Genomic DNA, 22,398 nt, shown 5'->3' with positions numbered 1-22,398 from the left:
CAATCCTAGTGCGGACGGTCCCCTCCACGAGCGCGCTCCGGAGCGGACTCCGCCTAGTCGTCCAGGACGAACGTCACTTCCAGCACCACATGCCAGGCCACGACGGCGCCGTCGCTGATTTCAACCTTCTGCTCCTTGACCCAGGCGCCGGTGACGTTCCGCAGCGTCTTGTTCGCCCGGTCGACGCCTTCCTTGATCGCGGCATCAAACGAGGTCTTGGAGTTGGAGCTCAGGGTAGTTATACGTGCAACAGACATGATTCCTCCCAATAGTCCGATCGACGGGTCCGAGACTACGCCGACGGCAGGAAACACAACAGAGTCCAAAGCCGCCACCTCAGCTGCGGAGGCACATGCTCCGTCACCCGGATCACTCAAGGCGGCCGATACATGTTGCGCGGGCGCTGAAGCGCAGCGGCGCATCCCGAAAGCGCCGTTGTTGCGCGAGGAACGAGCGCAGGCGCCGAGGGATCGTGCCGCGAAAGCGAAAGCGAAAGCGCCCGCCCCACAAGCGGGACGGACGCCTTCCGAAAAGCTTAAAACTAGATGGAGTATTCCGGAGCGGCCCAGACTACGACTTCGGGGTGCTCGTAGAACCGGTAGCCCTGGCCGCGGACCGTGCGCACCGTGTTGGCGAGCCGGCCCAGCTTGGAGCGCAGCCGGCGGATGTGCACGTCGATGGTGCGCTCGTTGGGAACCTCTTCGGCGTTCCGCCACAGGCCCTCAAGGAGCTCATCGCGGCCCACGGTGCGAGTGCCGTTCTCCACGAGGTAGTTGAGGAGCTCGAACTCCTTGAAGGTGAGGTTCAGCGATTCGCCGTCGAGCGCCACCTCGCGTCGGGCGAGGTCAATCAGCACGCCGGACGGGCGCGGGTCCTGCGGCTGCTGCAGGCGTGCGTTCTCAGCGCGCTGGCGGGCACCGGCGGTGGGGTCGCCAAAAGTGGACCGGACGACGTCGAGCGCGGAACCCGGCGCGGAGGCCGGGGCAACGGCGACGGCTGCGTAGCTTTCGGCGCCGGACACCAGGGACTGGGCGTAGGCGCGGATCTCCTGGGCCAGCTTGGCAATGGAGGTTCCGGCGGCGGCCGCGGTTTCCTCATCGATGCCCATGTACAGCACAAAGCCGCGGGCGACATTGTCGTTGGGAACGGGGCGGACCGCGCTGCCGTTGCCGGGCGCAATCACCGGGGTCGGCGCGGTGGACGGGGCCGACTCTGCGGCGGGGACGGCGCGAAGCTGGCCGTAGGAGTTGGGGTTGTAGCCCTGCCCCGCGTAACCGGGGGCGGGGAAGCTGTTGCCGGATCCGGCGGGGCCGAAGCTCGGCCGGCCGCCGAAGCCCTGGCGGAGACCGGTCTGGCCGGCCTTGTTGGCGTTACGGACAGAGATGTGGACGTATCCGGATGCAACTGACATGGAATGCTTACCTCAATGTGAATGGCCGTCATCGCGGCTCGAATGCTGATTCCCCGCAATGAGAACTGGGGAGGGACGCCCGACGCTGGGCTGGGGGCGAATGCCTAGAAACGTTCTGGGGTGTAGAAGTTAGGCGTGCATTCGACAACAGGGCATCTCAGTACCAGCTGGTGCGCTGATCCAGGAAGCTGCGGCTGCAGGTGCTGTTGAGTTCTTGTTCACAATTGAAGTGTGCAACGTAACAATGAGAACTAGCAAGTAACAATGGACCCTAAAGTCCGCATAGTGAGACGAAAGGCGCGATTGTAGCGCAAATCACAATTCTGGCGGTCGGGAGAATCGCGGCCCGCCTGGAGGTGAGAGCGGGCCAATGGCGACCATCTCCGAATATTATTCGCTTTCACCCGGCTATTTTCGGAAATCGTTCACCGTAAGCCGGGCAGACGGAATCTCCCCGGTGGGGCGCTGGAGTCGCGGTCGGTCCACGGAGTGGTCACGCTGCCGGCCCCCGGGGCCCGGCAGCCGCGTCCGCGTCGGCCGTCAGTTGGTCTGGCGGGTTGCCGTCGCCGCCACGACCTGGATCGACGACGCCGTGTAACCCGTGCCGGTCTTGGCGGCGACCATCCGCACGGTCCTGCCCGCGACGATGCCCGCCACGCTCAGCTGTGTCCACCCCAGAAGGGTGAGGGATCCTGTGCCGGGCTGTGACCTTGCCCCGGGCCCGGCGGGACCCCGGGGCAAGCGCTCCGGCGTGGGTTGCGGGGCGGGATCCGCGGCGAATCGGACCCTGCGCTCCCCCGGGCGGCATCCAGCTCGGTAGTCTGGGATTCACAGGTGCCGCACAGGGTCCCCAAAGCGGCGCCTCAACGGCAGATTGGAGAGTCGTTCCATGGCCACTTCGCATTCCATGACCAACAACCTGCCCCAGCTCACGCACCCGGACGGGTCCCCCATCCGCGCCCTGGTGGTGGATGACGAGCCCAGCCTGTCCGAGCTCATGAGCATGGGGCTGCGGATGGCCGGCTGGTCCGTGGCCGTGGCGGCGGACGGCCCCACCGCGGTGAAGCTCGCCAAGGATTTCCGCCCCGATGTGCTGGTGCTGGATGTGATGCTCCCCGGGTTCGACGGCGTCGAACTCCTCAGCCGCATCCGCGCGTTCGCGCCGGAAGTTCCGGCGCTGTTCCTCACCGCGAAGGACGCCGTACAGGACCGGATAACCGGCCTGGCCGCGGGCGGCGACGACTACGTCACGAAGCCGTTCAGCATGGAAGAGGTCCTGCTTCGCCTGCACCGTCTAGTGCAGCGTTCCGGGGTGGCCGCCATGGACACCGCCGAACTCGTGGTGGGTGACCTGGTGCTCAATGTGGACACCCGGGACGTCACCAGGGCCGGCGAGGAGCTGCATCTGACCGCCACGCAGTTCGAGCTGCTGCGCTATCTGATGGAAAACCCCAAGCGGGTCATCAGCAAGGCCCAAATCCTGGACAGGGTCTGGGACTATGACTTCGGCGGACAGGCGAACATCGTGGAGCTCTACATTTCCTACCTTCGCAAGAAGATTGACGCCAAGCACGCACCCATGATCCACACCGTGCGCGGCGCCGGCTACGTGCTGAAACCGGCGGACTGATCCGTGCCCACACTGTCCGGCGTGACGCCCGTACCCGGGCACGACTGGCGCAACCCGTCCACGTGGCACCTGCGCACGCGGCTGGTCCTCGTCGCCATGGCGCTGCTCGTGGCGATCTGCGGCGCGGTGGGAGTGTTCAGCTACGCCTCGATGGATGTTTTCCTCACCCAACAGCTCGATAAGCAGCTCGCGGGCGCAGCGCACCGTTCCAGCGAGTTCGGCCGGCCGGAATCCGACAATCCCGGCGGCCGACCGGATCCCCTCGAGGCCCGCGGGCAGGGCATCGGCACGCTCAACGCACGGGTGCTGAACGGCACGGTGGCCAGCGCTGGTTTCCTGGCCGGGGACGCCAGCCGCGAGAGCCTGTCTTCCGCGGACAATGCCGTCCTCCTGGCGCTGACCCCGAATGGCTTGCCGGTGGACCGCACCCTGTCGGCCGGGGATTACCGGCTGACCGCGGTGCGGGCACCCTATGGTGACGTCATTGTCACCGGGCTGCCGCTGGCCGAAAAGCAGAACACCCTGGCCTCGCTCGTGTGGACCCTCGCGGTGGTGTCCGCGGGTGGACTCGTGCTGATCGGCCTTGCCGGCACGGCCTTGATCCGCCGGACCATGAAGCCGCTGGAACAGCTCTCCGAGGTGGCCACCAAGGTCTCCCGCCTGCCGTTGGACGCCGGCGAGGTGGCGCTGGGAGTCCGGGTCCCGGCGTCGGCCGCGCATCCGGGTACCGAGGTGGGCAGCGTGGGCTATGCGCTGAACCAGATGCTGGAGAACGTTTCCAGTGCCCTAGAAGCGCGGCAGGAAAGCGAGATGAAGGTGCGGCAGTTCGTCGCCGACGCCTCGCACGAGCTCCGTACACCGCTCACTGCCATCCGCGGCTACACGGAGCTGATGCGGATGACCGAGCACTTCACGCCCGACGGCGAGAAATCCCTGGCCCGCGTCCAGAGCCAGTCCGAGCGGATGACTACCCTGGTGGAGGACCTGCTGCTGCTGGCACGCCTGGACGAGGGGCAGCCGCTCAAGGTCACCGACGTCGACCTCACGCAGCTGGCCATCGAGAGCGTGAGCGATGAGAAAGTCATGGCACCTGACCGCCTCTGGCAGCTGGAGCTCCCGGACGAGCCCGTGGTGGTGCGCGGCGATGCGACCCAGCTGCACCAGGTCATCGCCAACCTCTTGTCCAATGCCCGCAAGCACACGGAGCCAGGGACAACGGTGGTCACGGGCGTCATGCGTTCGGCTGACGGGAGCGCCGTACTCACCGTGACGGACAACGGCGGCGGCATCGCCCCCGAATTCCTCGGGCGGGTCTTCGCCCGCTTCACGCGGGCGGACGCCGCACGCACCAACCCGGCGGCCGGATGGGCGGGCGGCCCCGCGGTGTCCCGCACCGGGGCTTCGACGACGGCGGTCGCGGCGACGACCTCCGAGGGCACCAGCGGCCTGGGCTTGTCCATTGTGCAGTCCATCGTGAAGGCCCACGGAGGAACCGTCGACGTGACGTCCCGGCCGGGCCGGACGGAATTCGCCGTCCGGCTGCCCGCGGTGCCGCCGGCGGCATAGCCGGCACGACAAGCCTGCTTAGTTGAGCCATGACGTTCAGCAGCACTCCGCTTTTGGATGTCGTTTCAACGGTTCCGGGCGCATTCGACGCTTCACACCACTGATGGGCACGGAACCGTCGAAACGGGCCGACCCGAAACGGCCCCGAGGGCAAGCCGCCGCTCCGCCGCAGGGTCGCGTCGTTACCTAAATGTGACATCTGACCGGAAGTCCGGTACCGTTTTAGCGTGCAGTCACCGATCTGACCGCATATCCGGGCTGACGCCAAACTCTGCCGCTTCCCGGATTCCCATGGACCAGGCAGAGACGGGGAACCCAGAGTTCCCGGGCATTCTGCATCCATGCACCCTTGGGGTTAAGCCGCCACGTCGAGATTCCGTGCGGCCGGATTTCGCATCCGAACCCGACAGCTAACTCCGTAGGCGTTGAGAGGCGAACATGACTGAATTCAAGGTACCCACGCGCCCAGAAGGCACTAAACGCACGTCCGACGCCGAGGGCGCGCGCCACCGCGCCCAGCCGGCGAAGCGTGCTTCGGCCCTGTCCCGCGGGGTCAGGACCAACGGCAAGCGCGCCGCCGTCGTGGTGTCTGCTTTCGCCGTCCTGCTGGGGGCGGGGGCCGCGGGCCAGGCGTCCGGCACGGCCGCCCACAAGGCCGAAGCGGCCAAGGAAACCGCCGCGTCCCTGCAGACCCTCGACTTCGAACGCGTCGGCAGCAACGCTCCTGCATCCCCCGCCGCCGTGAAAGTGGAGGCCCAGGCCGCCAAAGTCACGCCCGCCAAGTCGAAAGCCCCCGCGAAAGCGCCTGCCAAGGCTCCGGCCGCGAAGGCCACCCCCGCGAAAGCCGCTGCGCCTGCTCCGGCGAAGCCGGTGGCCGTCGACGATCCGGCCGGCGCGCAGGCCTATGCCGCCGCACAGCTGCCGGCCCACGGCTGGGCAGCCAGCGAAATGCAGTGCCTGCTGAAGCTGTGGACCAAGGAATCCGATTGGAAGACCACGGCCACGAACCCCAGCAGCGGCGCCTACGGCGTGGTGCAGTCCCTGCCGGCCGAGAAGATGGCCAGCGCTGGCGCGGACTACCGGACCAACTACCGGACCCAGATTAACTGGGGCCTGAAGTACGTGGAGGACCGCTACGGTTCACCGTGCGGCGCGCTGAACTTCCACTACGCGAACAACTGGTACTAAGCCGCACGCACCGCGGGCCTTGGCACCCGCGACAAGAAGGCCCCGGATCCACAGGATCCGGGGCCTTCTTGTGCGAGCCTCGGCACGGCCTGCCAGCAATGGCGTGCAGCTAGCCGCCGGAACGGCCGGGGATGTACTGCACCGCCCATTTGTTGCCGTCGGGGTCGGCGAAGTAGACGAAATGCCCCCAGTCCTGGACGTCGATGTCACTGACGTGTACACCGTTGTCCTTGAGTTGCCGGTGCGCCGCCTGGATGTCGTCGACGACCAGCTGCAGGCCGGGGGCGGTGCCGGGCGGGGCGTCGTTGAGGCCCTCGCCAATCGCGATCGAGCACCCGGAACCCGGCGGCGTCAGCTGGACAAACCGGATGTTGTCCGCGGGGCGTTCGTCATAGTCGGCGTTGAAGCCAACCTTGTTCACATAGAAGTCCTTGGCCCGGTCCACATCCGACACGGGGACAAACACGAGTTCAAGTTTCCAGTCCATGCGCACAGGCTAGTCCCGGACGCATGGCGCCGGAACCCCTGACCGGAACCTGTGAACAGGGCCGGAGGAGCGGGGGCCGGAGGCGCTAAACGGTGCGGCTTAGACGGCGATGCCGTACAGGCGGTCTCCGGCGTCGCCCAGACCGGGCACAATGTAGGACTTCTCGTTGAGCTTCTCGTCGATGGAGGCCAGGACAATGGTCACGTTGGCGTCCGAGAGCTCTTCTTCCAGCTTGGCCAGGCCCTCGGGGGCGGCCAGCAGGCAGATGCAGGTGACGTCCGAGGCGCCGCGCTTGAAGAGGAACTTAATCGCCTCGCGCAGCGTGCCGCCGGTGGCCAGCATGGGGTCCAGGACGAAGATCTGGCGGTCCGTCAGGTCCTCGGGCAGGCGCTCGGCGTAGGTGATGATGTCGAGCGTCTCTTCGTCGCGGGCCATGCCCAGGAAGCCGACCTCGGCGGTGGGGACCAGTTTGGTCATCCCTTCCAGCATGCCGAGCCCGGCGCGCAGGATCGGGACCACCAGCGGGGTGGGCTTGGTGAACGCGGTGCCGATAGTGGTGCTGACCGGCGTCTCGATGGTCACCGGTTCGGTGCGGACGTCCCGGGTTGCCTCGTAGGCCAGGAGCGTGACGAGCTCCTCGGTGAGCTGGCGGAAGACCGGGGATGGGGTGTTCTTATCCCGCAGAACGGTGAGCTTATGGGCGACCAGCGGGTGGTCCACAACGAGAGTGCGCATGGGTCAAAACTATCATCCGGACGCCGAGGACCGTCCCGCGGAGCCGGGGGTATCGGCGTCGGCGGCGGTACCCCCGGCGGCGTCGTCCGGGGCGCGGTCGCGCAGGTGCGCCTCGTTGTCGAACGTCGGGGCGGGGCCGGTGTGCTCCCGGTGCCGCAGCACATGGAACAGCCTGTGGGCCAGGATCACGATCCCCACCCAGCCCAGGCCGAGCGCCCAGCCGAAGATCACATCGGTCATCCAGTGATGGCCCAGGAAGACGCGGCTCATGCCCATCGCGAAGACGAAGATCACACCGGCGGTGATGAAACCGACGCGGGCAATGGTGCGCTTTACCTGCAGGCAGGCGAGGTAAACCACCAGACCGATCACCACCGTCGAGTTCAGCGTGTGGCCGCTGGGGAACGACGGCGACGTCTCGTAGGGCGGCACCGCGTCCGCGAAGTCGGGACGGGCCCGGCCGATCAGTTTTTTGCCCACCGTCGTGGCGGTAATCGACACGGCGGCGGCGCCCCCGATCAGGATCAGCGGCCGCCAGGTCCGGGAGACCCAGATCAGCCACGCCGTCAGGATGCTGGCCAGGATCGGCATGCCGATGCCGCCGCCGATGTTGGTGAAGCCGGTCACGAACGCGTCCAGGCCCGGACTGCGCAGCTGTTGCATGAACCCCAGCGTGGGCTTGTCCAGGTTGGCCAGGCCGGCGTCGTCCACGACGTTGTCGTAGACTTCCGCACTCGTCAGCGCCAGGGCGACGACCACGACGCCGCCGATCAGCATCGTGATCCAGAGCGCGGCGTACGGGACCACCCACCTGCCCCAGCGCCGCATCAGCCAGCTCTCAGTCTTGGTGCTCAATGCCCTCTCCCGACTTCCCGGTGCACCGGCCAGGTGCACAGCTTGCTTAGGGTCGAAACTATCATTGAGCCATGACTACCCCCGAGCCCCGCCATGCCGAATGGATGGGTCTGGCCCTTGCCGAGGCGCGCCGGGCGCTGGCCACCGCGGACGTGCCGATCGGCGCAGTCGTGATCGGTCCGGACGGTTCGGTGCTGGGCGCCGGGCGCAATGAGCGGGAGGCCCTGGGGGACCCGACGGCGCACGCCGAGATGGTGGCGATCCGGGAGGCCGCGGCCCGGCTGCGTTCGCGCCGCGCCCTGGCCGGCCTGGAGGACGACGGCTGGCGGTTGGAGGACTGCACCCTGGTGGTGACGCTGGAGCCGTGCGCGATGTGCGCCGGCGCCGTGGTGCTGGCAAGGATTCCGCGGGTGGTCTTTGGCGCCTGGGACGAGAAGGCCGGGGCCGCCGGCTCCGTCTTCGACATTCTCCGCGAGCGCCGGCTCAACCATTGGGTGGAGGTCTACGCCGGGGTCCGGGAGCAGGAATGCGGTGCGTTGCTGCGGGATTTCTTCGCCGGGCACCGCGGCGCCTGATCCTGTCATTCGGGCGGCGCTCAGGTAAGCGGCAGGTAGCGCGCTGGCCCGGCTACCGCTCGGCGGTGGCCGTGGTGGACGCCTGCAGCGCCTCGATCCGCTTCTGCCGCGACGCCGGTGAGTCCAGGCTGAAGGCGCGGAAGTCGCCCAGGTCCGACCTGATCCAGGCCTCCACCTCGGCGATCCGCCGAGTCACTGCCGGAGTCGGGGTGCCAAACAGCCAGGCGGCGATCTTCTCCCGGCCCGGGTCGTACTGCCACAGCCCGATGATCCGGCCGCGGTCCAGGATGGGATGATCCGGCAGGTCGGCCTGCAGCGCGAGCGAGCCGAGCGCCTTTTTGTCCTGGTCCTCGGCTGCCAGCAGCTCCGCCGCGTTCCGGCGCAGCAGCACCAGCGAATCAGTTCCCGCGAGCAGCTGGATTTGTTCCTCGGCCGGTTCCTCGAAGGCGGCGAGGAGGTCGACGTCGTCGGGCAGCATCCAGAGCGGGTCTCCGGCGGCGGCGGTGGGAACCTCAACCGCGCCGACGGCGGCCAGCGCGGCCTTGCTCTGCGCGACGGTAAAGCCGGTGAACCACTGGGACTGCTTGAAGGTGGCGCCTCCGGTCCAGCCCAGGTAGCGCCGGATGAGCTCCACGCGGACCTCGTCGTCGCTGAGCGTGCTGGGCGGCAGGCCCCAAGGCTCGTAAGCGTAGCGCTGTTGGTCGAGCCGGCCGGTGGCAGGAACGCGGCGGATCCGGCCGTCCGCCTGCAGGAGGCCCAGTGCGGTGGGCAGCGGGGTGGCGGCGCCTTTCTTCCTGCCCTCCTCGCCGAGGTTGCGCACCGAATCGCCGAGTTCATTCTTGAGCTGCCGCGGGTCCAGTGGAACTCCGGCTTCGCTGAGGGTGTGCAGCACCTGCTCCTCGAGCAGCGCGATCTCGCCGCGGTCCACTCCCAGCCGGCCGACCACCTTGAAGCCGGCCTCGGCCGGGTCGCGTCCCAGCCGGAGCGCCCAGGCAAAGTCGTCGCTGCCCAGCACGTAGGTGCAGCCGCGCGCCGTCGGGAGTTCCAGGAGCCGGTGTTCCAGCACGTCCAGGTCCACCTGCGCGCGCCGGATGCCGGCGCGGGCGAAGAGCGTCAGGTACGGGTTGGCGCCGCCCACGGACCGCGCCCAGCCGGCCCGGGCGAACACCTGCTCCGCAGTGCACCCGGCCAGCGAACCGTCCAGGCCTTGTCGGTGCCACGACCACGCCCGGAGCCGCTCGGGGGTGAGGCTCTCGGCGGGCGGCAGCTGCACGGTCACGGGCTCGGTGGTCATGGGGTCATTCTCCACCCGCCCCGCCCAAGTAGCTCGCATTAGTTGCCGTCAACGGGCCTGAAAACGGCAACTACTGCGAGTTGGTTGGGTGGGCCGGCGGCTGATTTGCGATGACCGCCAGGACCGTCCGCGCGGTGGCGTCCCAGCCGGGCAGGTGTTCCCGGGCGGCCCGGGCGGCGGCCTGCCACCGGGCTCGGAGCTCCGGGTCGGTGAGCCAGCGGCGGAGCAGCGCTGCCAGCGGCGCGGGGTCGTCCCCGAGTTCGACGGCGGCGCCCGGCAGCGCACTTGCTTCGGCGCCGGGGGTGCCGGCGGGGTCTGCGTCGGGGGTGCCGGCCGCGAGGGCTTCGACGGCGCCCGTGCCTTGCCGGACGATCACCGGCACGCCGCGGGCCAGGGATTCGGTGACCACCAGCCCATAGGTCTCGGCCCGGGAAATCAGCAGGCTGAGGTTGGCGGCGGCCCACTCGGCGTCCAGTTCGGCTCCGCGCAGCTCGCCGGGAATCCGGACCCGTTCCGTCAGGCCGAGACGCGCCGATTCCTGCCGGAGCAGGGCGGCGTACGCGGAATCCGCGGTGTCCGAACCGGCGAAGCAGGCCGTCCAGGCAAGGTCGGTGAGGCCGGCCAGGGCGCGCAGCAGCAGCAACTGGTCCTTGTTCGGCAGCAGCGCGGCCACCGCAAGCAGGTGTGGCGGCTCGGAACCGGCGGCGGCCGGGGCGGCCTCGGCGCCGGGGAGCGCCACGCCAATCTTGGCCGGCCCGTGCAGCCCAGGGAGTCCAAGCAGCCCGTGCCGTTCCCGCAGGGCCGCCGCGGCCGAATTGCTGGTGCAGATGACGCCGGCCGCGGCCCGCAGGGCACGGCGTTCCAGGTCCGGGTCCGCGGCCAGCGGCATGTGCAGCAGGATCCAGGCCGGCGCCCCGGCAGCGGCCGCCGCTTCCAGCTCACCCGGCGCCCCGCAGGCCACCAGGCCGTCCACCAGGGTGACCTGGCCGGCGTCGGACTCCATCAGCAAGTGGCCGAACCCCTGCCGGTCTGCCGTGCTGCCGACCGGCCAGTCGCCGTCGACCCCGCAGGACACCGCCGCGACGCCGAGCTCCGCGAGGGCGCGCAGCAGCGCGGCGTTGTAGGCGTTGCCGCCGGAGTTGTGGCGCACGTTGCCGGGCACCAGGAGCCGGAGGCCGGTCGCTTCCACGGGGCTGCTAGCCGGCGTCGAACTTGAGCGAGTAGCTGGCCCAGGCGTCGGGGGTTTCGCGCAGGGTGACGTCGATGCCGGCGAGCGCCTTGCCGTCCTCCCCGCCGCGGATCCGGCCGGCCACCGCGTCGGCGATGTACTGGGCCAGTGCTTCGGTGGTGCTGAGTTTGCCGGTGAAGTCCGGGTGCTCGTCCAGGTTCTTGTAGTTCAGGCCCGCCAGGACGTCGTCCAGCACCTCGCCGGCTTCACCGATGTCCAGCACGATCGCATCCTGGTTCAGGGCCCGACGGCGGAACGTCACCTCGGTGACGAAAGTGGCTCCGTGCAGGCCCTGTGCGGGGCCGAACGCCGGGCGCGGCAGGCTGTGGGCGATCATGAAATTGCGGCGGACGGTCAGGGTGAACACGGATTACCTCGTGGTTTCTGTTGCGGGGGCGTCGGTGGTTGAGTCTTCGGCGGCGGGGTATTCGATCACGTGGCAGAGCGCGTCCAGGTTGCCGTCGGAGAGGTGCTGGACGACGTCGGGCAGCTCGCTGAAGCTGGACGCGCCGGTGAGGAAGGCGTCGAAAACCGGGTCGGCCAGCAGCGAGACGGCGAGGTTCAGCCGGTCGGCGTTGGTTCGGCGGTGGCGGCGGGCGCGGGCCACCACGCCCACCTGGCTGGCGCGGATGGAGAGCCGGCGGGCGTGGAAGTCCTCCCCCAGCGGCAGGGTGACCAGGCGGTCCGCGTACCAGGACATCTCGATGATCTCGCCCTCGTCCCCCACCAGCTGCAGCGCGCGTTGCAGCCCGGCCTGCGAGGCGGAGCAGTGGATCACGATGTCGCAGTCCGGCAGCGCGTCGTCGGGGTGGCAGAAGTCGGCGCCGAGGGTGTCGGCGAAGGCGCGCTTTGCCGGGTCGACGTCGATCAGCTGCAGCCGGCCCAGCGGGAAGGTGCCAAGGAGCTTGGCGACCATGCCGCCGACCAGGCCGGCGCCGATCACGGCAACGCGGTCGCCGAGCCGGGGACCGGCCTCCCACAGTGCGTTGACCGCGGTTTCCACAGTGCCGGTGAGCACGGCGCGGCGGGCGGGGACGCCGGCCGGGACCTCCGTGAGCGATCCGACCGGGACGATGTAGCGGTCCTGGTGCGGGTGCAGGCAGAAGACCGTCTTGCCCTGCCAGGCGGCCGGGCCCTCCTCGACGACGCCGACGGAGAGGTAGCCGAACTTCACCGGTGACGGGAAGCTGCCCTCCTGATGCGGCGCTGCCATTTCCTCGGCAATGCACTCCGGCACTCGGGCGTTGTGCACCACCATCTCGGTACCCTTGCTGATGCCGGAGTAGAGCGAACGCACCAAGGCCTCGCCGGGGCCGGGTGCGGGCAGTTCCTCGCGGCGGAGTTCACCCTGCTCCGGGCCGACGGTCCAATATGCGGTTGCAGTGGTTGGGGCTGGGGTTGTTTCGTTCGGGTTGCTCATCTTGCTTATGAATCTAGTGCCGCGGCCGGACGTGGGAAAGTTCCGGCGCCGCGGGCGGGGCGCGCGGCGCGTTTTCGGAGGCCGTCGGGGCGCCGTTTTGGGGTTGGGCGCATTGCTCCGGTACCCTAGTCAGGTTGGTGACGTGTCCGAGCGGCCGAAGGTGCAACACTCGAAATGTTGTTTGGTGTAAAAGCCAACGTGGGTTCAAATCCCACCGTCACCGCCACGTAGCAAGGCCCCTGGTTCCCTTTGTTTACAAGGGAAGCAGGGGCCTTTGCTTTGCCCCCTGCCCGTCCATTGGCAAAGAATTGGCAAAACTTGCTTCCGCCCGCCCGATCATCGTGGCCCTGGTTCTAAGCTCGGTCATTCGCAAGGCGGGCCACGGGCCCTTGGAACGGCGCTGGTCCGGAACACCGGCCGGCCTCGCCATACTCCAGCGACTGGCCGGTACGGCCGCGGCATGAGCGCGATCCGGGTCAGCCGTACCTTGACCCGGCTGGCCTTGGGCAGCCAGAAGACTCGGGACATATCCCTCCCCGCGGGCCCTCCGGGTAGCCTGTGGTGCCGGAAGTCCGCACTCCACCCGTCACCGCCCCGAGGCGGCGGCGCCTTTGACCGAGTGGAAAGCCCACCTCGCTCCGATGGAAGCTGTGGCCGGCGCAGAGGCCGAAGCGCGTGAATACAACCAGGCCGGACACCGGCTGGTTAAAACAGTTGCGGCCGCGAAGTCAGGGGACGCGTCCTGGGCGGACATTGGCCGCGCCGTAGGAATCAGCCGGCAATCAGCCCACGAACGCTGGAGCGACAAGCCTTAAGCCCTAGTTCCCCAGGTGGTAAGCCTCATGGTGCACAAACGGACGCCCATCACGTCCGTACCGGTCCATAAGCAGGAGCCGGCGTGTATGCGTGGATCGACGCACATCATCCGCAGGTAGACCTACGTATCCGAGGAGCTTGGTGGCGAGAGCATCAGAGATATCCAGCAATGGGGAGATCATGGACACAAGCATTTGGGACCAGGGGCCCGAGAGCCCATGCGTCAACCAGGGGCTGGAGTGCGTAGCGCCCGAGTTAAGCCCCCATGCGTAATGGACTCGGGGTGTGTACTTACGGCTCAAGTCAGTGCTCTTCACATTTACGTTGGCCACATAGTTGCCGCAGCGGACGTGGATCGCGTCTCCTTTCCCGTTTAGCTTCACTTCCAGGCCGAGACTGACGAAGTGTTCTACAGCCCCGTCTCTGCCCTTCAAGCCTCTCTGCAGATCGCCTCTATCTCCGAAAGATTCGTCAACAATTCGCAGAAGTGGGATGCCACCTTGGACCGTTGCTAGGAAATCGGCGGCCGAGCGGGCTAGCCTCGCTTCCGCAGAGATTTCAGGGTCTACCAAGCAACATATTCGCAAGGAGGCGTCGTGTATGGCGCGGACGCAATTCATGGCCGGCAAGGCCAGCATCTGATCATCATCCAGTAGCGCCATGATTCCACGGCAATATTCATCGGCCGCGGCAAGCAATGAGGCCACCGTTCCAGCCGACTCGGCAAATGCCGCCACCACCGTGTCTTTATGTTTGTGCTGCCTGGCCCATTCGTGGTCACGCAAAGCTGCCGAACTGGCAGGAGGGTTGCCAAAGCTGACGAGCGCTTGGGTCGCGACTGCCACAAGGGTCGTTCTTTGCTGAGCGAGGATGCGCTGCACCAAGAGAGGCAAATCCGGTGATTAGACTGACATTGAGTCAACATACCTCTGAACATCGTCTATGGGCGTAATCAGCGAACACACTTGTGGCGATGCCACTGACAAGAGTCCTCTGCAACAACGTCTGTGAAACAATCGGGACTAGGTGTCCTTCGGATCTAATGTCGCGTCCCCGGGTCTTGGTCCGGACGAAGGGGTGGCGTCGGTCGTTCCAGCCGTCACACCGGTCCTGAATCAAACTGCCATTTTCACTTGGCCGGAGCCGTAGGGGTTCCACCAGGTTCACCCCCCACTTATACGGAGTTATACGGGGTTATAGAGTTTTTCCTATAACCCCCTATAACTCCGTATAACTTCGCATAAGTGGCAATAGTTGGACATGGAATGCCTCTAGGCGGCGGTGGTTTGGTTGACGATGTCTGGTTTGGATGTCCTTGTCGGACCGGGGTGGATGCTGAACAACTTGCGCAGTGTCAGGGTCACGACCCGTCCGCATCAAAACATTGCCCCAAACGATGGGCCATTCCGAGCCGGCGCCGTGGCAGGATGGCACTCATTATGGACAGGCAGTTGCGGCGCGCTCCTGACGCGGAATGGGTGTTGATGTACCGGCTCGGGCTGAGCCGGAAACGCATCGCTGAGCTGGTGCGCGCCGAGCCCGCCACCGTCGGTTACCACCTGGTCATCGCGCGCCGCCGGGACCCGAAGCTTGAGGCAGCACATCTGACCGCCGCCGGCACCAAATCCAGCCCCTCCCCTACGTCCCTTGCCCGCATGGATGAGATCGTCGCCTAGATTTCGACCGAGCACCGGTTCCCCCGTGACCGCTCTGAGAACAAAGAGGAACGATCAATGGCCCGCTGGTTCTCTGACCGCCGGCGCGAGGTAGCCCAAGGCACCCTTCACGCGGCTTACCGCGACGGTCTGGCGCAGGTGCCAGGGTGGCAGGAAAACCGCAGGGAATCCGAGGACGAAGCCCGCTGGCACCGCCGCCTCGACCAGCTCGCGGTCTACCGCGCGGAAGGCCACGACTGGCCCCGCCACCACGACTATGACTCAGACCGTGAGCACACGCTCGGGGTGTGGATCCACACCCAACGGTACAAACGCCGCCGCGGTGAACTGGATCCCGCGAAGTTCAAGCTCCTGGACGACACCATTCCCGGGTGGCAGGCCGGAAGGACCAGGGGCCGCCCTCCCCGGCGGTGACCGGAAGGATGCGCCTCCCAGTCGGTCAGCGGGCTAGGGACGTCACGCCGGCTAGTAGAGTTACATCGGTTCTCCGGTCCCCCCAGCGTGGAGAACCGGGAGCCTCCGCGCTTGAGTCGTTGGATTCGCGCGGAGGCTTTCCTCCTAGGTCGCAGTAAAGACCTCTTCCCGGTTTTGCCCATTGGGGGCAGGCGGAGCCCTCCGCGCAGCTCAGGCTGGGCGCTGTCCCCACTGGCGTTCAACGCGTCCTCGCCGCGCGACTGTCGTAGCCACCCTCCATACGGGAAGTGGCGGCAGAGGGGCAGCGCGGTGCCCAGTTCTCTCCCCCGCTAAGCTCCGACGAGCTGGCGTTTTACGACGCGGTGGCGCAGAACGAGTCCGCGGTGGTGGTCCAGGGAGAAGGGAAGCTGGCCGAGATCGCTCGGCAGCTCGTTGGCGTCATGCAGCGCGATGTGCGCACCGACTGGACGGTTCGGGACGACGTCCGGGCGAAGCTTCGTGCATCCATCAAACGGCTTCTGGTAATCAACGGGTATCCGCCGGACAAGCAGCCCGAGGCAATCAAGCTCGTCATGGAACAAATGGAATCGATGGCGCCCCGGTTTGCAGAGGCCCGGCTTCAGCTCGAAGCCGCGTGCTATGTAATGAACAACGACTGGCCACGCTCGCACTTACCAACATCAACATCAGATGAAAACATCACTGGGTGGTCCTGACTCAAACCGTCACACCGGTCCTGAAGCAAGCTGCCATATTCACGCAGCCACAAAACGGGCCGTCGCTTCGTCTTCTCCGAAGCTGACAGAGTTGTCGCCGTACTTCTCGCGCGCGAGATCGCAGATCAGCCATTCCTTGCCTTCGGGACGGCCGGTGTGATCGTCGATGAACTCGACGAATTGCGGGCCGGGAGTAGCGGCGGCGTGACGGTCGATGATGGTCTGCAGGTCTCTCATGGACCTCATGTGTGCGGAGTCCGCGTTTACCGTTCCCGACTACGAGGGAAGGGTGCTCCGAACCCAGTTCAAGGCCCTGGCGCGGCGGATGTCGTCGTTGACGATTGTTTCAAGCCTGGTAGCGATGATCTCGCCGTCCACGAGCCGGTGCTCAAGGAGAGCCCCAACGAAAAGGTGGTCTTTGGTTCGGCCGGCGATGAGCTTAGCGGCGCACAAGTCGTGAGGATCGAGGCACAGGCCGGTCCGTCCCATAGTGTTCGCGTTGCATACGCCGACGAGCCGATCCGCCCAGCCGGCCGGGAGAACGGCGGTTTTAGTGCCGACTCCCTGGACATAGAACCCGTGGGTTTCGTGGAAGGGTGACAGCTCGCCTATGGCACCATCTAGCTCATTTGCAAGGGATTCGGCATCGTCGTCATTCAGGGGAGCGATGTCGACCTCGTCAGAGAACGTCGCTTCGGCGGGCAGCTCATCCTCGGTGAACGACCCAAGGATGGACTGGCTTCCGATGATGAAGACCGCCGGTGCGCGGACGATCTCGGTGGCTGCCCGGATGGCATGCTCAAGTTCGCTACGCCGCACTGGCGGTCTTCTGTGCCTTGTGGATGGCGACCATGCGCTCTTCCTGTGTCAGCACGCCAGCGAACGGGGACATCTGGCGCAAGTCGATGCCTCGTTCGTCCGGGCGCAGCATCACTTCCACCAGAGTGTTGACGTCGCTGCCGACCAGCGTTTCCCACTCATGCACCCAGCCCGCGGCATAGGCGTCGCGGGTCCTGGCAAGCATCTTCTGGAGGTTGGTCCGCGCCTTGTCCAGTACCGGCTGAGGATCCTCGATGACCTTCTCGGCCACGGCCCGGTGCATTTCGTAGGAGACCCGTTCTTCCCGGCGTTCAAGTGGAGGACGGCTGGCCTTGGCCTTCTCCAGCAGGCGCTGGACGACGGAGAGGCTGACGCCGGTGGCGTCCGCGATCTTGCGGATGGACAGGCCCTCGGCCGCCAGGGCGAAGAGAGCCTCAGCACGGCGGTCTGAGGCCAGCATCGTCTTACGCCGGAGCTCTTCGGTCTCCTGGGCGGACGCTTTAGCCTTCCGGATGAGCTCATCCGTCAACGTGGTTGACATGTGTGTATCCTACCCCCATACAGGGATTCGCGGTAGGCGCAGATCAGGCGCTATTGACGAGGAGATGACGTGAACACTGGACCGACAGCCGCTGACCCGCTCCGTCAGAAGCGCTCCGGCGCCTGGGTCCGGTGGCGCGACGGGAGGGGTCATAGCCGGGCCAGGGCAGGTCGGACAGCTTCATCATGCATTCCACATCGATACCGTGCCCCCTTGAGGCTTACTCGCCGTTGCTCGACTTAAATGCCCTTGTGGCAGCTAAGCGCAGCGAAGATGACGCCCCCTATCGCGCCGGCCCTCCGACCAGCGGGGTTAGACCAATACTGGCTACACTCTGTCTGTTAGTAACGGCCGCTCGTGAGGGCTCCGTCCCCTATCCGGCATTCCTTGCCTCATGATTCGTGCCCGTAAGCCGGTCCCCCACCGCGACACCCTCAACCCGCTCCCCCGCAGCGAAAATCCCACACGGACGCGGGAATCCGGGATTCGCGTATACCCCGCCCGCAAAACTGTCGCGCTTTGGTACCTCAACTGCATCACTCTGGAAGTGCAGGGGCCTGCATTCCGTTGGGGAAAGAACGGATCGGGCGGGGCCAGAATGGGATGAGCACCTCCCTTAGAGCAAGCCCTGGTACTTGGATGAGGTTCTTCGATCGATGAAGTTCAGGGTACCCATGAGTATCCTCTCGGGGGCACCGATGATTCCCCGAATGAACCAGCGAATGAGGCGTGGCAGAGAAAGCACTCCGGCAACGATGACGCCCGTGAGAACGCCAACACCCAATGGAGAGGCGGACCATGCGAGAGCTAGTGCCGTTACTGAATCTATCGTCATGAGCGGAGCGTAATCTGAGCGTGCGACATTTAGGCGCAATGCCGGGCCCGAGGAATCCTTGCACCAGGGCGCTTCTCAATAACGAAGGTTTTCAAGATTCCTTTCCTCCGTCCCATTTCCTTAGAAGTGGAACACGCTCGATTGGACAAAACTCCCCCGCGGCCCTGATCCACGGACCCGAGTAACGTGACATGGTCGCCGGCTGGCGCGAGCTTCAGTGCTACGATCCAACGGATTAGCTGGGAGCTGCCCTTTTTCGGGTTGGGATCTGATTCCCGGCCAGCGCGGCCTGAAGTCTGCATGACCTAAAAGTGGGGATAGATATGTCCGACAAGTTTGACGCTGGCCTTGAGGCCCTTGGCGCGCTCATTGATGCTGAGAACGAGCGTCAAGCCGAGGATAGAAACGAAGCAACCACTCGCTACCAACTTATCGACGCAATCGTCCGAGATGTTCTGACTTGGGACGATCATGCGGTCGTGTGCGAAGAGAAAGCTGGGACTGGCCGTATCGACTATGCGCTGGGGTTTCCTGCACGGCAATTCCTCATAGAAGCCAAGCGCGAGAGCATAACCTTCAGTCTTCCTGCTGGGACAAGACACGGCGTTCATAGCTTGAAATCCCTGACGCATGGGGCAGAAGCCAAAGCGGTTTCTGATGCCGTTCATCAGGCGATGGAGTACGCCAGCGCTAACGGCATTCAAATCGCTGGCATATCAAACGGACATCAACTCATATTGTTCGTCGGAGCCAGAGTTGACGGTGTGCCGCAATCCGATGGCAAAGCGTTGGTGTTTACAAGCCTTGAGGACATGCGGACGAACTTCCGGGCTCTATGGGATGCTGCCAGTCCAGAGGGCATCGATAATCGAACGCTCCTTCAACGCCTCGTAACGACAGTCAGCCAGCCCCCGCTGCCTCTGTCGGCACGTCTTCCCGTTTATCCAGGAATGAAGCGAAGGAACGAGCTGCAGGCTGACCTCGAGATACTTGGGGATCTTTTCCTTGAAGACTTGGCAAAGATCGGGGACATGCGAGACCAGTTCCTTCGAGACTGCTATGCCACGAGTGGTGCTTTGTCGCAACATGCGTCGATTAGTAAAAACATCCTCGAAAGTAGGTATGCCGCACTCGATTATGAAGGCACCACGGAAGCCGTTCCGGCGCAAGGAAAAAGAGGACTGGCTCCGCAGCTAACACGGGACATGCTGGCCACAGCAACCAACCGTCGTCCCATTGTTCTCCTCGGCGATGTCGGAGTCGGGAAGAGCACTTTCATTCAGCGGCTTGTACACGTCGACGCAGTGGAACTCTTCTCCCAAGCATTCACTGTCTACATCGACTTTGGTTCTAGCACTACACTTGCAGATCTCCGAGAGCACGTGCTGACTGAGACCATCAGACAACTGTCGGATCTTCTTGGTACGTCGTTGAATGACAATTCCTTCGCCCAGTCGGTTCACCGACAGGCCCTCAAGGACTTCGATTCATCCCCGTCCGGCCAACTCCGGGAAATTGATGAGAGGGCCTACAAGATCGCCAGACTGCAGTTCCTGCAGAAACTAGTGGATGACCGCCCTGGACACATCGCGACAAGCATTAAGAACATCCAAGCCTCGAGGCGAAAGCAGGTCGTCGTTTTTCTGGACAACGTAGACCAGAGAAGCACAGACGACCAGGACCAGGTCTTCCTGATCTCAAACGAGCTCGCAAGCACGTGGAACGCAACCGTTTTCGTAACGCTAAGGCCAGAAACGTTCTACCAATCGAAGCGAACCGGAGCTTTGTCGGGCTATCAATCACGCGTTTTCACCATCGCGCCACCCCGCGCTGACGTGGTACTCACGAAGCGCATCCAGTTTGCTCTCAGGAACATGCACGGAATAGGTCAGGGAGGCCTCCTGCCGGCCAACGTGTCCGTAACCAGTGAAAAGCTTGAAACCTTCCTTCGAATGTTCGAAGAGAACCTACGGACGAACAAGGGGCTGATGTCGCTCATAGATAACATGGCCTCAGGCAACATGCGACTCGCCCTCCAGTTCGTTTCCGACTTCATTGGGTCAAGCCATATCGCTACTGGCAAGATGTTGGAGATAATCGACCGTTTCGGACGATACGACGTTCCCGTTCACGAGTTTCTTCGTGCACTCCTCTACAAGGATCATGAGCACTTTGATCCGTCAGCTTCGGACATCGCGAACGTATTGCGGTTGCGCGACTCTGATGGCCGGGCCCACTTCTTGATCCCCCTCATAGTTTCCTTCTCCCAGTCACGCGGGGACCAAGTCTCTGGTGAAGGGTTTGTTGAGGCCGCTGAGATATTCACCTTCAGCCAACTTCTTGGTTTCACGGATCTTCAAACCAAGGAAGCCCTGGATCAGTGCGTGAGGGAACGGCTACTGGAGAGCACCCCACGATCCATAGAAAACCGAGACCGAATCTTCTATCGAGTCACCAGCGCCGGGGTCTACACGGTGAGGACCCTCCTGGGATTCTTCACATATGTAGACGCCATAATCGTCGATACGCCGATAACAGACCGTTCCGTCCGAGAGGACATACATGACGCCTTTACCATCAAGGAGCGGTTGGCCCGGGCCAAAATATCCAAGGCTTACCTAGACTCCCAATGGGATCGCATCGACGACGGCGATCTCCCTTGGAACTGGGCGGATATATCTAAGGTCCTACAGCAGGACATCGACCGCGTAGAGAGCAAGGCGGTAACTCCTTACGAACGGGGCTAACGGCTCTCTCGCACCCAAGGTAGCCACTGCCGCACGCAATCGCACCCGTAGCGGGAATCCCGCTCAGGGACGCTCAACGCAAGGAAAAAGCTGCCGATGACAAGCCTTAGTGCCGTAACCGGACTCGCCGTTGCTTGGACTGAGCGGCCTGCAACTCCCTGCAGATCCAGCGTCGGCTCAGGCCGCCGCGGGGATTCACCTGTCATCGCCGGGGCCTAAACCAGGATGTCCTTCGTTTTAATCCGGGAGCTGGTCAGCACTTCAGTATCTGCTTGGTGATCCACCACGCTGATGCGGCCCCGCGATCGGCGGCAGTTTCATCCCCGCCAGTCGCTTCACCGTCGGCGAGGTCTCGCGGTGCAGCTGTTCGTCGAGGGTGACTTTCAGCCGAGCCGCGAGGATTTCGCGGCGGAGCGTGGCGAAGACCTGATTGGTCTTTGCCGGGGCGGCTCTTGTGGCGTTGCCCGCAAGACTTCGTTGCAATGCTTCGTTTTCTCCGGTTGCCCTGCATTCCGCAAGGAGGCGCCGGATCTCGTTGTCACGCATTTTCGTGCATGAGCCTGCCCAGACAGTGTCGAGGATTGCCTTGTCCGCGGGACCGGTCAGATCACTACGGGCCAGTGCCTCAAGAATCGTGATGCCATAGAAGTGCCTCGTGTCGTTGCTGGAGGCAGCAGCCCCCAGGGCCCACTGGGTCCGCCGAATCCATTCGGCCCTGTCATCCGCCTCACGAATCCGCCTTAGGCCGCCGCCATAGGTTCCGACGTTGCCAAGGAGAGTCCTCTTCTGACGTCGCAGTTTCAGCAAAAGGTGAACGGCCACCCCGATGATGGCTGTCGAGAGGGCGATGGATGTGAACGCAGAAATCTGCGTCCACCACTCCGGACTTACCGGCATCGGGGTCCCCTGGGTTGCAGCTACGAGAACCCGCAGAAAATTGCCAACAGTCATGGCGTTGCCGTTCCCTTTCGTCGACCCCGCTCCAGGGGAAGCTCAGTCAAGTTCATCCAGAATCCGGGCTATCTCCCGAAGTGTCGCTGCATCAACCTGACCGCTCTGACAGACACGAAAATTGCGCACGCCTGCGCGCCGCATGCTGCGGACCAGAATAAGTTCCGCCTCGACCCGCTCGGAGACGGGGCCGCCCTCCTCCAACAGGTAGTCAGGGCTAACGCCGAACACCCCTGCCAAGGCCCGCAGGAGCTCCTCCGGGAGGGGCTGCTCCTTGCCGGTTGTCAGCAGGTCCCACCGCTCCCGGGAGACGTAGAAGCCGTGCGCTTGGGCTGCGTCGCGGACTGCCGGATAGTCGAAGGGTTTTCCGTTCTCAGCCGGGATGGTGTTCACAAGTAGGTCGACTTTCCGGGCAAGCGTCTCAGGTCGTCGCCAACGAGGACCATGCTCAGGGATCAGATCAAAATCGTTCATGTTTTCAACTCCAGGTCATT

Annotated in this window: 22 protein-coding genes, 1 tRNA gene, 1 pseudogene and 1 riboswitch; of the genes and pseudogenes, 10 read left to right on the top strand and 14 right to left on the bottom strand. The window is 64.8% G+C overall.

What is annotated here, in order from left to right:
- Positions 1–53: 53 nt before the first annotated feature.
- Together ACUYM2_RS02515 and ACUYM2_RS02510 are read right to left on the bottom strand one after the other, a co-directional pair.
- The gene (locus ACUYM2_RS02515; RefSeq protein WP_146335814.1) at positions 54–257 is read right to left on the bottom strand and encodes a dodecin family protein; all 204 of its coding nucleotides are present in this window, start codon (positions 255–257) and stop codon (positions 54–56) included.
- Positions 258–541: 284 nt separating this feature from the next.
- Positions 542–1,411 carry a winged helix-turn-helix domain-containing protein gene (locus ACUYM2_RS02510; RefSeq protein ID WP_481598637.1) on the bottom strand — a complete coding sequence of 290 codons (870 nt, stop codon included), beginning with the start codon at positions 1,409–1,411 and terminating at the stop codon, positions 542–544.
- An 889-nt stretch (positions 1,412–2,300) separates the two neighbouring features.
- On the opposite strand from ACUYM2_RS02510, the gene ACUYM2_RS02505 reads away from it, so the two are divergent.
- From ACUYM2_RS02505 to ACUYM2_RS02495, 3 genes are all read left to right on the top strand, one after another.
- A complete protein-coding gene (locus ACUYM2_RS02505; protein ID WP_481598636.1) occupies positions 2,301–3,041 on the top strand; it encodes a response regulator transcription factor in 741 nt (246 codons plus the stop codon).
- A 21-nt stretch (positions 3,042–3,062) separates the two neighbouring features.
- Positions 3,063–4,607: a HAMP domain-containing sensor histidine kinase gene (locus tag ACUYM2_RS02500; protein ID WP_481598635.1), complete on the top strand. Its 1,545-nt coding sequence runs from the start codon at positions 3,063–3,065 to the stop codon at positions 4,605–4,607.
- Between the two features lie 257 nt (positions 4,608–4,864).
- A riboswitch (cyclic di-AMP (ydaO/yuaA leader) is annotated at positions 4,865–5,047 on the top strand.
- Entirely contained in the window at positions 5,046–5,795 is a 750-nt protein-coding gene (locus ACUYM2_RS02495; protein ID WP_481598634.1) for an aggregation-promoting factor C-terminal-like domain-containing protein, read from the top strand. It overlaps the preceding riboswitch by 2 nt.
- Before the next feature lie 109 nt (positions 5,796–5,904).
- Here the strand turns inward: ACUYM2_RS02495 and ACUYM2_RS02490 are convergent, their stop codons facing one another.
- From ACUYM2_RS02490 to ACUYM2_RS02480, 3 genes are all read right to left on the bottom strand, one after another.
- Positions 5,905–6,282: a glyoxalase superfamily protein gene (locus tag ACUYM2_RS02490; RefSeq protein ID WP_481598633.1), complete on the bottom strand. Its 378-nt coding sequence runs from the start codon at positions 6,280–6,282 to the stop codon at positions 5,905–5,907.
- A gap of 99 nt (positions 6,283–6,381) precedes the next feature.
- Positions 6,382–7,017 (bottom strand): uracil phosphoribosyltransferase, encoded by a 636-nt coding sequence (upp, locus tag ACUYM2_RS02485; RefSeq protein ID WP_346960434.1) that lies wholly within the window; start codon positions 7,015–7,017, stop codon positions 6,382–6,384.
- 12 nt (positions 7,018–7,029) lie between these two features.
- Positions 7,030–7,872: a phosphatase PAP2 family protein gene (locus ACUYM2_RS02480; protein ID WP_481598632.1), complete on the bottom strand. Its 843-nt coding sequence runs from the start codon at positions 7,870–7,872 to the stop codon at positions 7,030–7,032.
- 71 nt (positions 7,873–7,943) lie between these two features.
- Here ACUYM2_RS02480 and ACUYM2_RS02475 point away from each other — a divergent pair, with 71 nt between their 5' ends.
- Positions 7,944–8,447 carry a nucleoside deaminase gene (locus tag ACUYM2_RS02475; RefSeq protein WP_481598631.1) on the top strand — a complete coding sequence of 168 codons (504 nt, stop codon included), beginning with the start codon at positions 7,944–7,946 and terminating at the stop codon, positions 8,445–8,447.
- A gap of 52 nt (positions 8,448–8,499) precedes the next feature.
- On the opposite strand, the gene ACUYM2_RS02470 is transcribed toward ACUYM2_RS02475, so the two are convergent.
- The 4 genes from ACUYM2_RS02470 to ACUYM2_RS02455 form a co-directional block, all read right to left on the bottom strand.
- Complete coding sequence (locus tag ACUYM2_RS02470) at positions 8,500–9,741, bottom strand: DNA glycosylase AlkZ-like family protein (protein ID WP_481598630.1); 1,242 nt, start codon at positions 9,739–9,741, stop codon at positions 8,500–8,502.
- Positions 9,742–9,811: 70 nt separating this feature from the next.
- The gene (locus ACUYM2_RS02465) at positions 9,812–10,930 is read right to left on the bottom strand and encodes a glycosyltransferase (protein ID WP_481598629.1); all 1,119 of its coding nucleotides are present in this window, start codon (positions 10,928–10,930) and stop codon (positions 9,812–9,814) included.
- 7 nt (positions 10,931–10,937) lie between these two features.
- Complete coding sequence (locus tag ACUYM2_RS02460) at positions 10,938–11,336, bottom strand: 6-pyruvoyl trahydropterin synthase family protein (RefSeq protein ID WP_481598628.1); 399 nt, start codon at positions 11,334–11,336, stop codon at positions 10,938–10,940.
- A gap of 3 nt (positions 11,337–11,339) precedes the next feature.
- Positions 11,340–12,389, bottom strand: a complete 1,050-nt coding sequence (locus ACUYM2_RS02455; protein ID WP_481598627.1) for a zinc-dependent alcohol dehydrogenase — start codon at positions 12,387–12,389, stop codon at positions 11,340–11,342.
- A gap of 136 nt (positions 12,390–12,525) precedes the next feature.
- Here ACUYM2_RS02455 and ACUYM2_RS02450 point away from each other — a divergent pair.
- From ACUYM2_RS02450 to ACUYM2_RS02430, 5 genes and pseudogenes are all read left to right on the top strand, one after another.
- Positions 12,526–12,615 (top strand) — tRNA-Ser (locus tag ACUYM2_RS02450).
- A gap of 385 nt (positions 12,616–13,000) precedes the next feature.
- Complete coding sequence (locus tag ACUYM2_RS02445) at positions 13,001–13,204, top strand: AsnC family protein (RefSeq protein WP_481598626.1); 204 nt, start codon at positions 13,001–13,003, stop codon at positions 13,202–13,204.
- Between the two features lie 1,440 nt (positions 13,205–14,644).
- Positions 14,645–14,881, top strand: coding sequence for a hypothetical protein (locus ACUYM2_RS02440; protein ID WP_481598625.1), 237 nt, complete (start codon positions 14,645–14,647; stop codon positions 14,879–14,881).
- 57 nt (positions 14,882–14,938) lie between these two features.
- Positions 14,939–15,295: a helicase associated domain-containing protein gene (locus ACUYM2_RS02435; RefSeq protein ID WP_481598624.1), complete on the top strand. Its 357-nt coding sequence runs from the start codon at positions 14,939–14,941 to the stop codon at positions 15,293–15,295.
- A gap of 281 nt (positions 15,296–15,576) precedes the next feature.
- Positions 15,577–15,903 (top strand): annotated as a pseudogene (locus tag ACUYM2_RS02430) (type I restriction enzyme endonuclease domain-containing protein); the annotation flags it as partial.
- 147 nt (positions 15,904–16,050) lie between these two features.
- Here ACUYM2_RS02430 and ACUYM2_RS02425 read toward each other — a convergent pair.
- Genes ACUYM2_RS02425 through ACUYM2_RS02415 form a run of 3 tightly spaced genes read right to left on the bottom strand, consistent with a single transcriptional unit; the run spans position 16,051 to position 17,371 of the window.
- Positions 16,051–16,257, bottom strand: coding sequence for a hypothetical protein (locus ACUYM2_RS02425; protein WP_481598623.1), 207 nt, complete (start codon positions 16,255–16,257; stop codon positions 16,051–16,053).
- Between the two features lie 30 nt (positions 16,258–16,287).
- Complete coding sequence (locus ACUYM2_RS02420; protein WP_481598622.1) at positions 16,288–16,830, bottom strand: DUF6036 family nucleotidyltransferase; 543 nt, start codon at positions 16,828–16,830, stop codon at positions 16,288–16,290.
- Complete coding sequence (locus ACUYM2_RS02415) at positions 16,820–17,371, bottom strand: helix-turn-helix domain-containing protein (RefSeq protein ID WP_481598621.1); 552 nt, start codon at positions 17,369–17,371, stop codon at positions 16,820–16,822. Before ACUYM2_RS02415 ends, ACUYM2_RS02420 begins: the two co-directional genes overlap by 11 nt.
- 1,158 nt (positions 17,372–18,529) lie before the next feature.
- On the opposite strand from ACUYM2_RS02415, the gene ACUYM2_RS02410 reads away from it, so the two are divergent.
- On the top strand, positions 18,530–20,953 hold the full coding sequence (locus ACUYM2_RS02410; RefSeq protein WP_481598620.1) for an AAA family ATPase: 2,424 nt from the start codon (positions 18,530–18,532) through the stop codon (positions 20,951–20,953).
- A 261-nt stretch (positions 20,954–21,214) separates the two neighbouring features.
- Here the strand turns inward: ACUYM2_RS02410 and ACUYM2_RS02405 are convergent, their stop codons facing one another.
- Positions 21,215–21,904 carry a hypothetical protein gene (locus ACUYM2_RS02405; RefSeq protein ID WP_481598619.1) on the bottom strand — a complete coding sequence of 230 codons (690 nt, stop codon included), beginning with the start codon at positions 21,902–21,904 and terminating at the stop codon, positions 21,215–21,217.
- 42 nt (positions 21,905–21,946) lie between these two features.
- Positions 21,947–22,378 (bottom strand): hypothetical protein, encoded by a 432-nt coding sequence (locus ACUYM2_RS02400; protein WP_481598618.1) that lies wholly within the window; start codon positions 22,376–22,378, stop codon positions 21,947–21,949.
- Positions 22,379–22,398: the final 20 nt, after the last annotated feature.

Source organism: Arthrobacter sp. SD1074B (assembly GCF_056780195.1).
This window is presented reverse-complemented; position numbering and strand designations above follow the sequence as displayed.